This window comes from Synechococcus sp. MU1648, assembly GCF_023630615.1.
In the GTDB taxonomy this organism is placed as follows: Bacteria; Cyanobacteriota; Cyanobacteriia; order PCC-6307; family Cyanobiaceae; genus Parasynechococcus.
In genome coordinates this window covers 24,659-37,911 of the sequence record NZ_JAKUHI010000009.1, presented here as the reverse complement: position 1 = coordinate 37,911, position 13,253 = coordinate 24,659, and the positions used below count along the sequence as shown (strand labels likewise).

At 55.8% G+C, this 13,253-nt stretch carries 9 protein-coding genes; 2 read left to right on the top strand and 7 right to left on the bottom strand.

The genetic code is table 11. The features are described 5' to 3' along the window. Window positions 1-7: 7 nt before the first annotated feature. Window positions 8-841, top strand: coding sequence for an ABC transporter permease (locus tag NCN06_RS09955; RefSeq protein ID WP_226398694.1), 834 nt, complete (start codon window positions 8-10; stop codon window positions 839-841). Window positions 842-885: 44 nt separating this feature from the next. After that, window positions 886-2,094: a KpsE/RkpR family capsule polysaccharide export protein gene (locus tag NCN06_RS09950; RefSeq protein WP_226422296.1), complete on the top strand. Its 1,209-nt coding sequence runs from the start codon at window positions 886-888 to the stop codon at window positions 2,092-2,094. Window positions 2,095-2,121: 27 nt separating this feature from the next. Here the strand turns inward: NCN06_RS09950 and NCN06_RS09945 are convergent, their stop codons facing one another. From NCN06_RS09945 to dusB, 7 genes are read right to left on the bottom strand one after another with little or no spacing between them, the layout of a single operon-like run. Continuing rightward, on the bottom strand, window positions 2,122-5,613 hold the full coding sequence (locus tag NCN06_RS09945; protein WP_250398893.1) for a rhamnosyltransferase WsaF family glycosyltransferase: 3,492 nt from the start codon (window positions 5,611-5,613) through the stop codon (window positions 2,122-2,124). 33 nt (window positions 5,614-5,646) lie between these two features. Continuing rightward, window positions 5,647-6,783 (bottom strand): dTDP-glucose 4,6-dehydratase, encoded by a 1,137-nt coding sequence (gene rfbB / locus NCN06_RS09940; protein ID WP_226398697.1) that lies wholly within the window; start codon window positions 6,781-6,783, stop codon window positions 5,647-5,649. Window positions 6,784-6,843: 60 nt separating this feature from the next. After that, complete coding sequence (gene rfbD, locus NCN06_RS09935; RefSeq protein WP_226398698.1) at window positions 6,844-7,728, bottom strand: dTDP-4-dehydrorhamnose reductase; 885 nt, start codon at window positions 7,726-7,728, stop codon at window positions 6,844-6,846. Continuing rightward, window positions 7,725-8,315, bottom strand: coding sequence for a dTDP-4-dehydrorhamnose 3,5-epimerase (gene rfbC, locus NCN06_RS09930; protein WP_226398699.1), 591 nt, complete (start codon window positions 8,313-8,315; stop codon window positions 7,725-7,727). The genes rfbD and rfbC overlap by 4 nt, the downstream gene beginning before the upstream one ends. Continuing rightward, window positions 8,305-9,243, bottom strand: a complete 939-nt coding sequence (gene rfbA / locus NCN06_RS09925) for a glucose-1-phosphate thymidylyltransferase RfbA (protein WP_226422299.1) — start codon at window positions 9,241-9,243, stop codon at window positions 8,305-8,307. The genes rfbC and rfbA overlap by 11 nt, the downstream gene beginning before the upstream one ends. Window positions 9,244-9,251: 8 nt before the next feature. Continuing rightward, window positions 9,252-12,254: a rhamnan synthesis F family protein gene (locus NCN06_RS09920; RefSeq protein ID WP_226422300.1), complete on the bottom strand. Its 3,003-nt coding sequence runs from the start codon at window positions 12,252-12,254 to the stop codon at window positions 9,252-9,254. Beyond that, window positions 12,251-13,252 (bottom strand): tRNA dihydrouridine synthase DusB, encoded by a 1,002-nt coding sequence (gene dusB, locus NCN06_RS09915; protein WP_226398702.1) that lies wholly within the window; start codon window positions 13,250-13,252, stop codon window positions 12,251-12,253. The genes NCN06_RS09920 and dusB overlap by 4 nt, the downstream gene beginning before the upstream one ends. Window position 13,253: the final 1 nt, after the last annotated feature.

The window sequence follows — 13,253 nt, the reverse complement described above, 5'->3', positions numbered from 1 at the left end:
TTATTTCATGAATTTTTTGCGAAGGCTTTTTAACGCAATTTGGCGTCAGATTGCAATTGTTCTTGCGATCGCTACTTACGATAACAACAGAAAATCGACGGGGACTTCAATTGGCGCCTGGGAGAGCATTGTTACGCCTCTGCAGATTATGCTGTTCTTTATCGCCATGCGTGTGGGATTTAGTTATTTAAGGGGTAGTAATAGGTTTGCGGCAGGTGGCTCAACGGACATGTACTTCAATATTGTTGTTTTTATTGCTACTGGATTCTCGATTGCATTTCTGTTTAGGCAAGGCGCAATAAAGGCTCTTGCCGGCTTGAAGTTGAGGGCTCCTCTTTATTATAAAAGAATTCAGCCATTGGATATTCTTTTGGCTACATTGGTCAATGATATGAGGGCTATATCTACTATCTCTCTGGGAATTCTGGGACTCGTTTGGTACTTTACTTGGAGTTTTCAGCTCGATAGTCCTGGCTTGGCAATCAGCGTCTACTTGTTGACGGTATTCATGGCGCTTGGTTTTGGTATTTGCCTTGTATTTCTTGGCAGATTGAATAAATGGGTTACGAGGATTCTTAAGCGAATTTTACAGCGAGTGATTATTTTTACTTCTGGAATATTCTTCGCGACTTTTGAGCTCCCTTCGTACACGCGGCCATTTGTGACTTGGAATCCAATCCTCCATGCTGTTGAGTTGTTCAGGTACTCGATGAATAACGAATATCCGATACCTGATATTTCTTTATCGTATCTGATTTGGTGCTCTATGATTCTTCTAGGCTTCTCTTTGATTCTTTACCGAACCAACGAGTCAGTGCTCCTGGAGGCTAATGATGATTAGCACCTGATCCTTGTCCAGTCGTTTGCCTTGGGTTAATTTTAGTTATGCCTGAATCAATCCCTCATTCCAGCTCCTCCACTCCTCCCCAAAAGGAGATTCCATCATCGTTTCGGGTTTCTAATTCCCTGGTTTCCGATCAGCCAACATCGGTCTGGCGAGAGCGTTTGGACAGGATTGCGAAGCCCAGAGTTCTGATCTCGGTCTTTCTGGCAACCTCGGCTTTCTATTGCTTTGTAATCGGGCGGGATCGCTATACGGCCGTTTCCGAGTTTGTGATTCAACAGGCCTTGCCTCTCGAGACATCATCAGCTTCAGTGTTGTCGGGAGCAGCCTCTGCGCCTCAGGTATTGACTTCTCTTGTAGACGGGCAGTACCTCCAGGTCTATCTCGCGTCGGCTGATGTCAAGACCCGATTGTTCCCTGACGGGAAAAAACTTGAGCAGGATTACCGCATCAAGCTTCCGGATCTTCGGACTGGATTGCCCGCTAATAGTACTGCTCCAGCACAGCTTAACTTCTATAGAAAGCAATTGACTGTGGCCCCTCAGCCCTTGAGTGGCTCAGTTATTCTAACGACATCTGGATTTTCACCCCAGCAGGCTTTAAATCTCAACAACGAGTTGCTGAAGCAGTCTCGTCGCTTTGTGAATGAGGTAAATCAATCCATTAATGCTGACCAGAATCAATTTGCGAGAAAGGAGGTAGAACTAGCCGAGACTAGTCTCAAGGGAGCAAAGAGAAGTCTTGAGCTCTTCCAGGAAAAGCATGGAAACCTAAGTGTGCTGACTGAACAATCAGCAGCCAGTTCGTATATCTCTGGGCTTGAATCTCAACTGGTTGACTTGAAAGTTCAAGAAGCCGCGTTGCGTCGCCAATACAGAGACCCCAATGCACCGGAAGTCGCGTTTATTGCAGACCAGGTGAGTGAACTTGAGTTTCAGATTCGTGAGGAGAGAGATCGTGCTGTAAGTAAAAATGGACGAGATTTGAATACTCTTGCACTTGAAGAAGCTGGTTTGATTTCTGATGTTGAGTTTGCGACTCAAACCTTGCAATCAGCTCGCCTTGCTTCAGATAATAGTCGTCGCGAGAGTCAACGTCAGCTGAAATTTGTGGTTGTTCTCAGTCAACCCCAATTGCCTGTTAAACCGGATCACAACTGGCGGTGGCAGGCGTTTCTTGCATCTGTCGGGATTATTATTGTGGCTTGGGGCGTTGGTGGCTTCCTGCTCAACGCAATGCGGAAGAGCTGATATCTAGTTCACACACGATTAATTCATTCAAGGCCGTATTGAACCGTGTCCTTTGCCAGCTAAATAGTAGCCACAGGCCCTGGCAAAATGAAGCCGTCGGCGTCGTACAAGTTCGTTCTCGCTGATGTTTGGGTACAACTTCTGGGCTGCGCGATCGTTTGTACAAGATCGTTCAACCATTTGTAGAACCTGTTGTTTGGTCGCAGGCAATCTTTCTCCAAGCATTTGGTCATAGAAATGCCATTCCGTGTTGGCGCGTACGACTGTTTCCCGGAAGCCATATTCATGGGAATGGCGAACCACTGCTGTTGAGGCATAGGCTTTTTTATAACCCTTTCTAAGAATTTCGCGTGCCCACAATTGATCTTCGCCATATACGACATCGGGAAGTGGAACAGTTTTCCAAATAGATTTCCTTAAGCAGGAATTGTTGTCGGAGTAAAAGCGTTCATGGGTTGAGACAACGCCGTTGGAGGTCTGTCGATCAGCATCGAGCTCGATCGGTTGGCGATGGCTTCTAAATATCCAACGATTGAAGTGTTGGTCAAGGTCATGGGCGGTGAGTTCTCCATGATCGGTATGGGCGATATGGCAGCCGAAGACCCCGGCGACACTTGGATCGCTTTGCAGTGGGGCGATCAGGTTCATGAGCCACATACGATTCGCTGGTATGGCGTCCTGCGTAATGAAAGCGACGTACTCTCCTCGGGCAAGCTCCACTCCCAGGTTGCGGGTGCGCCCATGGCCGAAATCCTCCTTGCGAATCCTGTGGAGTCGGAGTCGTTCGTCCTGTGGCAGTGTCTCCAGGCATCCATCGCTGGACGCACTATCGATCAACAACACTTCAAATGCCTGATCGAGATCCTGCGCAAGACAGGACTCAACGACGGCTTTGAGCATCGTGCCCCCGTTGTAAACGGGGATTACTACCGTCACCAAAGGAGTCGATGCCTGAGCATGTTGCGAGGTTGATGACTCACATGGAAGAAGCGACTCCTGAATGAAAGCCTCAATCAGTTTGTTGGAGTTATCCCAGTTGAGGTGTTCGGTGGCGGCGAGTCCAGCTTTGGCGATGCTTTCCCTGAACAACGCATCATTCAACAAGCGGCTTAATGCTGAGGCCAGGCCCACTGGCGTCGCTTCGGCCAATACCGCTGTTTCCGGTTGATAGGAGACTCGCGTGTGTTCGGCATCAATATCAACCACAGGCAGCCCACAGGCCATCATTTCATTGGGAACCAAGGAGTAATTGGTTCCCGAAAGCACGAATCCAACTGTGCATTGGCGATACAGGTTCGCTAAGTCATGGGCCTCAAGAATCCCTGCGTGCCTCACTTTCACAGGAATTCCAAGATCGGGTAGATCTTTTTCGCCGAAGGTGATGATCTCGAAGTCGTCGCCCAGATCAAACAAAGCTCTTAAAGCAAGCAGCCCCAGTTCATAGAGCCGTCTTGGCGTGCTGCGTCTCACATAGAAGGCAATGGCATGACTGCTGCGTTTCTGACCGTTGTTGGGGTGGTAAACACTATGGTCGACTGCTAGTGGGAAAGAGATGGCTGAATTGCCAAAGCTTTCCATCTTCTGCTTAAGCCAAGGGCTGGCACAAATGCAGGAAAAGTTATTTTCAGATGCATACGATTGTTCGGTGAGGATGCTGGAGCTTCCGCGCGCGAAAAAATAGGGCTCATAATCCTGAACAAAATAAAATCTCTTCTGAAATTTTTTCATGCCAAGCACGGGATAGGTGCTCATGCGATCTGTGGCGATGACAATGTCGCCGCTCACTTGATCAAGGTCTTCCTGGTTGTTCCCCAGCATGTAGACCTGATCTGTCTGCAGTGAAATGAAGGATTGATCGATAACACGTTTATGCAGACTGCTGAGTCGACTTGGCTTGTCATTCCCTTTGAGTTCGGAATGAACCCAGATTGTGCATTGGTGACCACATCGCTCTAGGTAATCAATGGTTCTAAAAATGGTCATGTGGCCACCGAGGCCAGGTGTGAAATTCGGGATAACCCAATGGATTTGTAGAGATTTGGAGTTGATATTGTTTTTTAGTGACCAGTTCGGATCGAGTTGCTGGGGTTTGAATTGAATCACCTTTTCAAAGCCCTGGATTTTTAGCTTATTTCTGCCTTCAATGATGTACTTGTCTGTTTGATGTTGCTTCGAAAGGAAGTATCCGCAGTACGTTGTTTGCAGTGTCTGATTGAATATTTCAGTGGTCGAAAGACCGATGAGGCGTTCGATGCTGTGGGCGATGGTCCCGTCGATCTGCCCACCTTCTTCATCAAAGTCATTCCAGCCGAGATCCCAGTCAAGGATAGGTTTGAGGAGCTCAGGCTTGCACCAGAACATTGTCCCAGTGGGGAAGCGGAACTGGCTGTCTCGTGTGATGTGGTCGAGATTGAAGCGTTTTAGGAATGGATTGGCCTTTGTGTAGTTGCCATCTTCATGGCCCCAGCAGGAATCGTGTTTGATTCCGAGGCTGAGAGCGTAGTTCTCAACCGGATAGACAATGCCTGTATCTGGTGATTGAAGAGCTTTGAGATTGGTGGCTGTAATCACTTCGCTGCCAATCAGGTTGTCCAAGCAGTGAAGGAACCAGCCGCTGAGTGCATTGCTGTGAGGGCTTTTTTTGGAGTGGAGCTTAAGGATGAGGTCGTAGTTGAGGATTTGATCCTTGAAGCCAACGATGAACGGAGCGACGTCTCGTCCGATATTGCTGAAATGTCTGACTTCTACTTTCTGGGCATTGTCGATCCGGTCAAAAATATTTTGCAGCGACTGGACAGAATCTTCCTTTGTGGAAATGAAGATATCGATGCTGCACGGGATGTTCTTTAGGCGGGTGGCAATTTCTTCGCCTAGTTCGGGGTAAAAGATATGTAGGAAAACGCCAATTTTTTTAGTCTTTAGATCTTCTATGGCCGTGTTTAGAGCGCTTGGTTCAGGCTTTTTGATATCAGCCATCTTCCGCATGAAATGGATGTTATCCATCGAATAGCGGCGTTCGTTCATCCCAAACTTGAAGCAGTGAACCATCGGGTTGAGTCCACTCTCTTTGACGTCGGGATATTTGCTGCAATAATTTTCTGTGTCGAATAAATTGCTCGGGTCGATGCCCTCCAGGCTTCCTAGGCTGCAGTAATGAAGAATCACGTCGCCGATGCTTTGAAGCCCTTCTGCTTCTTCAATCTCTAATTGAGTTTTATAGTGTTCAATGTCAAAGACGTATGCATAATGGGCTAATTCGCGAAAGTCACGAATTATTTTTTTGTTTATTTCTTTGCTTTGTAGGTCTTTGATGTACTCCTGCAGTTCAGGAGTAATTTTTTTGCGCCTGTTGTTGGGCGGACTTGGCCGTCTGGCTCCTCCCAGGCGACTGAGTTGCTTTCGCAGCGCCTTGGGAAGCATTTTCTGCCTTCCCGCCGCAGAAGCAGATCGCTTCAACAGTTCTCGGGCCGTTTGCGAAATAGCAGAAAGCGGATGACGTTTTTTAGGCATGCCGCTCATCTGTCATGTTTAAAAAAAGCAAGTCGCAACTTATCATTCGCTTGCTTTTTTTTGAATTGGTTTCATTCCTAATCTGCTGCCGTCATATCCGGCTCGCTCTCGCACTTTGTTGCACCAATCCTGATGAGACAAGTACCAATTCACTGTCTCCGCTAACCCTTGCTCAACATTATGGCGTGCGCTCCAGCCAAGTTCCGAACTGATGCGGCCTGGGTCAATCGCGTAGCGGCGGTCGTGGCCAGGTCGGTCGGTCACCGGCGTAATTAAATCTGCATGGGGAGCTGATGCTGGGCAGCTCTGATCCAACTGCTGGCAGATGGCGTGAACGACTTCTTTGTTGGTGCGTTCACCGTGACCACCCACGCAGTAATTGCGGCCAGATTCACCCTTGCAGGCGGCCAGAAGTAGCGCGTCCACGTGGTCTTCCACGTACAACCAATCCCGCACATTCAGTCCATCCCCATAGAGAGGAATCGACTCTCCTCCGGCCGCCTTCAAGGTGACCACAGGAATGAGCTTTTCTGGGAACTGCCAGGGGCCGTAGTTGTTCGAGCAGTTGGTGAGCACCACGGGCAGGCCGAACGTGTGGTGCCAGGCCTGAACCAGGTGATCGCTCGCCGCCTTGCTGGCGGAGTAGGGGCTGCGGGGGTCGTAGGGCGTTGTTTCTGAGAAGCGTCCCTCAGCGCCAAGTGAGCCGAAGACCTCGTCTGTGCTGATGTGGTGCATCCGGAAGGCCTCCCGTCGTTCTCCACTCAATCCTTCGTAGTGCCCCCGCACTGCCTGCAGCAGGTTGTAGGTCCCGGTGACATTGCTCTCAATGAACACGCCAGGTCCTGAGATCGAGCGATCCACATGGCTTTCGGCTGCCAGGTGCATCACCAAATCCGGGTCGGCCTCTCGCACCGCAGCCTCAACAGCAACTGCATCGGTCAGATCCACCTGTTGAAGTCTGTGCCGATCTTTCGCCGCGTCGCCCAGCTCGCTGAGCACCTCCTCAATCGATGCCAGGTCGCTGGCGTAGCCCATCTTGTCGAGATTGAAAACTGTCACCGTGCTCTCCCTCAGGAGCCTGCGGACCACGGCGCCTCCGATGAAGCCGGCACCTCCCGTCACCAGAACTCTGCGGCGATCTCCCAGCAGGTCAGCGGCGGAAGGCATGGACGAAACCATTGGTCAGGGAGTGGGTGGGGGCGTTGTGAGGAAAGGGGGGACGTTGAACTCAGTGGAGCTTCATGGGGTTCTGGCCTGCTGCAATACATCCCTGAGGGCGAGCTGCCAGTGCTGTCCGCTGAGTTGCAGGGCTGCTCTGGTGCTCGTGCTGTCCAGAAGCGAATAGGCCGGACGCTCTGCTGGGGTGGGATAGTCCGCTGTTGTGATCGGTTGAACCTCTGCGGGCGTGTCGATCAGCCCTAACTCAGCTCCGATCCGGCCCACCGCTACCGCAACGTCGTACCAGCTGGCAGCGCCGGCATCACTCCAGTGCATGACAGCCGGTAGCTGGCTCTCTCCAGCGATCTGGAGGGTTCTCCAACAGGCCTGAGCCAGGGTCAGGGTGCTGGTGGGACAGCCCACCTGATCGGCCACGACACCCAGTTGATCCCGCTCGCGGTGAAGGCGCAGCATGGTGAGGGCGAAGTTCTTGCCAACGGGCCCGATCACCCAGCTGGTGCGGAGGATCAAGCCCCGTCCGCTCGTTCCGAAAACGCTTTGCACCGCTGCTTCTCCGGCTGCTTTGCTGGCGCCGTAAACCCCGAGAGGGTCGCGGGCCTGCATGGGTTGATAGGGCCTTCCTTGGGTTCCATTGAAGACAAAGTCGGTGCTGATCTGAAGCAGGCGGCCCCCCTGTTGATCCAGAGCGCGGGCGAAGGCTTCCGGTGCCCCGGCATTCACGGCATGGGCCAGGTCGGATTCCGATTCGGCTTTGTCCACGGCCGTGTATGCACCTGCATTAAGCACCCAGTCAGGCTGATACTGCTCAACGGCCGTACGGCAGGCTTCAGGGTCAGCCAGGTCGAGATCCTGACGGCTGGTGGCCACCAGCTCGAGTCCATTGGGCACGGAGGCGATCAGGGCCTGGCCAAGCTGTCCGCCAGCTCCGGTGAGCAGAACCTTCATGGGAAAACGTCTCCCGCGGTTTCAGCGGCTTTGAACCCCGGCGCTTCGGCATCTTTGCCAGAGAGGCTCACCTCTCCGCCCTCCAGGCGATCGATCGGCCAGGCAATGGCCAGATCCGCGTCGTTCCAGACGATGGCCCGTTCACAAGCTTTGTTCCAGAAACCCCTTGCCTTGTACTGCACTTCAGCAATGCTGCTGAGGGTGAGAAAGCCATGGGCGAAGCCTTCGGGAATCCAAAGTTGGCATTTGTTTTCGGCACTCAGTTCGGCACCCACCCAAGCGCCGTAGGTGGGCGAGTTGCGCCGGATGTCGACGGCTACGTCGTAGATCGTTCCAACAGTGGCTCGTACAACCTTGGCTTGGGGTTCCGGTGTGAGCTGGTAGTGCAGCCCCCTAAGCACTCCCTGGATCGAGCGGGAGTGATTGTCTTGCGAGAAAACCACTGTTTCGCCAACAGCCTCATCGAATGAGCGTCGGTTCCAGCTTTCGAAGAACCAGCCACGGTCATCACCGAAGCATCTGGGAGTCATTAGTAGTGGTCCCTCCACAGTCTGGCCATTGGTGGTTTTGAGTTCTTCAAACTGCATGGTTCACCTCCAGGCTGGACTTCAGAGCAGTGTGATCGCTCAAATTCTCCTCAAGTATCTGGAGCAGATATGAGCCATATCCACTCTTCTTCAAGGGCTGAGCCAGCTGATTCAGCTGTTCCGCTGTGATCCAGCCCTGGCGCCAGGCCACCTCCTCCGGGCACCCCACCTTGAGCCCCTGACGGTTTTCCAGGGTGCGGATGTAGCTGCCTGCATCGTTGAGGGAGTCGCAGGTGCCGGTGTCGAGCCAGGCCATGCCACGGCCCATAAGCTCCACCCGCAGCAGCTCTTCGTCCAGATACATCTGATTGAGATCGGTGATCTCCAGCTCGCCGCGCGCGGAAGGCTTCACCTGGCGGGCTCGTTCCACCACGGTGTCGTCGTAGAAGTACAACCCCGTTACGGCGTAGCGGCTCTTGGGCTGTTGAGGTTTTTCCTCCAGGCTCAGCACGCGGCCATCGGCATCGAACTCGGCCACGCCATAACGCTCTGGATCTCTGACGGGGTAGGCAAAGACCGTCGCCCCTTGGGCTTGCGCGTTGCTGTTTACCAGCTGTGGCACCAGATCGTTTCCATGGAAGAGGTTGTCCCCTAACACCAGAGCAGCGGGGTGGCCCGCCAGGAAGTCGGCACCAATCAGAAACGCCTGGGCCAATCCGTCCGGGCTTGGTTGCACGGCGTACTCGATCGTCATGCCCCAGCGGCTGCCATCGCCGAGCAAGCGCTGGAAAGACTCCCTGTCGTGGGGGGTGGTGATGATCAGCACCTCGCGAATCCCCGCCAGCATCAAGGTGCTGAGCGGGTAATAAATCATCGGCTTGTCGTAAACCGGCAACAGCTGTTTGCTGACGGCCTGGGTGATCGGATGCAGCCGCGAGCCACTTCCGCCAGCCAGGATGATTCCCCGTCGCTTGGATGCGGTGCTCATCAGCTGGCTCACCGGCGTGAAGTCGGCGCCATTACAGCACGAGACCCCTTGCAATCACTTCCGTTCCCTCGACGGCGAAGCCGTTCCAGCAGCCGCTGCAATCCTGGTTTGGGCCACAGTTGTCGTTGGATGCTGGCCGCCAGCTGAGGGTTGCGTTGGCCGATCACATCGGGCCAGGTGTCGACGGGTTGTCGCGTCGGGTTGTCCCGCAGAAGGCTCACCTTGAGGAAGGGGAAGGCGCGTTGCTCAATCAAGCGCTTCCAGTCGTAGTGCAGAACATTGCCGTTGGCGTTGTGGGTGTAGAGGCTCTCGAGCCTCAGCCCCGCTGCCTGTAGCTGCACCGGCAGGCCGACTTCGCAATGTTTGACCAGGTCACGTTTGCGGGGCCAGATCTGCAACGTCTCCCAGAAACGGCCAAAGGCTGGGCACTGCAGTGCCTTGGGTTTGTAAGCAGTGAAGGCTGACGACAGATGGGGTTCGTACATCAGATCGTCCGTCAGCCCAATAACGTCCGCTGAACTGGCATGCAGGCGTTGGAATAGGTCGTCGAGGGGAGTAACCGGTCCCCAGAAGCTGTCGTTGGTAAGCACCAGGAATGCTGCCTGCTCAATGTCCTGCCGATGCAGGTTCAGTGCTGTTTTCCAGCTGCCGAAGTCATACCCCTGGTTGCGTCGAATAACGATGGCTGCACAGCGTTGGCGCAGCCGATGAAGCGTTCTCGGGTGCCACCGCAACCCGCTGGCCGAAGACACAACGATCACATCGGCGAAGCGTCGGTACTCATCAATCAGTGGGAAGAGGTCGTCCCGAAACCGGTTATTGCTTGAAAAATGCGCCAGCAGAACGATTGGTCGTTGGCGGCTGGGCTGGAAGTTTGAATTCCTCCAGTGCATCAGCACGGCATCAGCAACCGGCCCTTTCGATCGCGGCGCTGTCTCCCTGGGTTGGTAGCGATTGCTGTGGGGGTGAATGCCCTGACTGATGAGGGGATCACCTTCGGCGAACAACCTGGCGTGCTTGGCCCTCAGGTGACCGGACTCCCTTTGATGCCGGGCCAGAGCGGTGCCTTCGCGGTCTTTGCCGCGACTGATCGATTCGTGATGAACGATCTCCACAAAGGGGGTCACGGCGACCGAACCACCGCTCTGCCTGAGGCGCAGGCAGAGATCCACATCGTTAAATACAACGGCGAGATCTTCATCGAACCCTTGGATGCGATCGAAATCGCTGCAGCGGAGCATCAGGCAGGCCCCTGTCGCTGCGGTGAACTCCTCCTGCACCAGCAAGGGGGTGAGCGTGGCCAGCACAGGGGCACTGTTCAGGTGTTTTCCGGGCTCAACCACACAGCGCCGTTCCCCCTTTATCGCGGCGACCCCTTGATGCTGGATGCTCCCGTCGGGGTAGTGCAGCCTCGCCCCCACGGCAGTGGTGCCTCGGTACGCGAACGGGTCCAGCAGGGCCTGAAGCACCTCAGCTGATCGGAATTCGATGTCGTTGTTCAGCAGCAACAAATGGCTGCCACGGGCATGGCGTCGGCCGATGTTGTTGAGACGCGAATAGTTGAACGGTTCGTCCACCCGCACCACGCACACGTCGTCGAGCTGCGCCTGTTCGTCCAGCCAGGCCTGGGTGGCGGATTCCTCACTGCCGTTGTCGATCAGGATCAGCTCATAGGCCACAGCTCCGGCGCAGCGGCGCAGGGAGGCGACGCAGCTTTGTGTGAGGTCGACCCGGTCGCGAAACGGGATCAGAACCGACACCAGAACGGTGGTTTCGGTGCGGAGTTGCAGCTGATGGCAGGCGCTCAGCGAATCAACGGGAGTGAGCTGCCCACCGGGCACCAGAAAGCTTGGGCTGTGTCGCTGGGTGATCGCCAGGATCTCAGCGCTGAGCTCAGGGGGCCAGCAATGGCGGTCGGCCGGCGAGGCCACGTCGGGCACGGTCGGGTTCGCCCGAATCGATCGCTGCAGCAACACCTCTGAACAGTGGGCGACGGCGTCCCCGCGTTCGCAAACCTGCAGCGCCAGATCCAGGAGCAGGGCGTGCTGCGAGCCGGTGGACGCCAGCAGCGTCAGTTGTTGCAGCGTTGACCAGCGGATTGTCACCAGGCCGCCTAGGCATCCCCTGCAGAGCAGACGAAACGGTGTAATTGCGGTTCTGTTCTGGCGGTTCCCCGCCGGAATCCCTGGGTCGTCGCTCCAGCGCAGCGTTTCATCACTGGTTAGCAAGACCGCTGCAGGGTGTTTCATCGCACACTGCGCCATGCGCAGGGCCGCCTGGGGATCCAGCTGATCACTGGCATGGCAGAAGCTGACCAGGGTTTCGCTATCGAGGATTGGCTCGCTCATCCAACCGGAAGGATCCTCCAGAGAGGCGTGGCGGATCTGGCCCCACCCCTGCCCTGGCTGGATGTGGTCGGCCTCGACCTCCGCTTGTGTTTGGTGGAGAACCACCAGCATCGAGGCCGCTGAGGGAATGAACTCGCTTGGTGCTGGGTCTGGAGCGGGGGGCTGGTACCGATCGAGATCCTTGCCAAGGGGCAGTCCTCGCTGGAAGCGTTGACGGCCGATGCCGCCCAGGTGCTCCAGGGCGCTGAGGCCGTCCTGACATGCCCCTGGTCTCAGCCCATCCCGGTAGGCCTGGAGGTGAACCGGCGGCAGATCAGTGAACAGGCTGCGGTGGCCGAGGGCGATGTCGCGCAGGCGGCCGCTGGAAAGCAGTTGGTTGGCGTGCGTGAGATCCCTGTGGGATGCCAACAGATCGACCGGATCCAGCCCGCTGTCTTCGGGGGACCAATGGATCGGGTCGCGCAATAGGGCGATGGGCAGCAGAGACGGATCCAGCAGCTCTTGCGGGAGCTGGGGCAGCTGCTGGTGGAGCTGTTGCTGCCAACGCTCGATCTCTTCGGCGTTGGCGAGGCCAGACCGCCAGCGCTCCCAGGCATTGGCATCAAGCGTGTTGTCCTTGCCGCTTGAAGGCGCCACGCCCTGACCGTCGGAGCGTCCAGTCAAGCGGACGCGGCAAGGGCGTCGATCTGCTGATTGAGCAGGTCCCTGGCCTGGGCGGGTGTGGGGGCCCGCATCAGGTCATGACGCAGTCGCGATGCCCCGGGGAAGCCCGTGCAGGTCCAGCCCATATGTTTTCTCGCGATCAACAGCCCATGGTCGCCGCGATCCTTCACAAGATCGTCCAATTGATCCCGAGCCAGCGCAAGCCGTGCCGTCGGGTTGGGCGTAGAGGGGATGGCACGACCGGTCAGCGCGGCATCGATCTGTCCCACCAGCCAGGGGGACCCCATGGTCCCTCGGCCCACCATCACGCCGGCTGCGCCGGTTTGATTCAGGCAGCGCAGCGCATCCTCGGGAGTGTTGATGTCGCCATTTGCGATCAGGGGGATCGTGAGGGCCTCACGGACCTGGGTGATGGCGCTCCAGTCGGCAGGGCCTTTGAAGCCCTGTTCGCGGGTGCGTCCATGCAGCGTGAGCAGTTGAGCTCCTCCACGTTCCAGTTGCTGGCACCACCGCACGGGATCAGCATCACCTCCGCACCATCCCAGGCGCGTCTTCACGGTGACGGGCAATGCCACGGCATCCGCCACCGCTTCCACGATCCGGATCGCCAGTTCGGGATCACGGATCAATCCGGAACCACCCCCCTTGCGAGCGATCTTCCGAACGGGACATCCCATGTTGATGTCGATCAGGAAGGCTCCACTGGCTTCGGCCCGCCGTGCCGCATCGGCCATGGCCTGGGGGCGATGGTCGAACAGTTGCACGCCGATGGGTCCGGACTCGTCGGCCAGTGACTCCACCTTGCAGCGCCCATGCCCCATTTCGAGGCTGGTGGCATTCACCATTTCGGTGAAGAGCAGGGCGTCAGGAGCCCATCGTCGAACCAAGCCACGAAACACCCGGTCGCTCACCCCCGCAAGCGGCGATTGCAGAACACGGCACCGCAGCTGACGTGCGATTCCATTGCCGGGAAGCTGCAGAGGGGATGAAGCAATCATG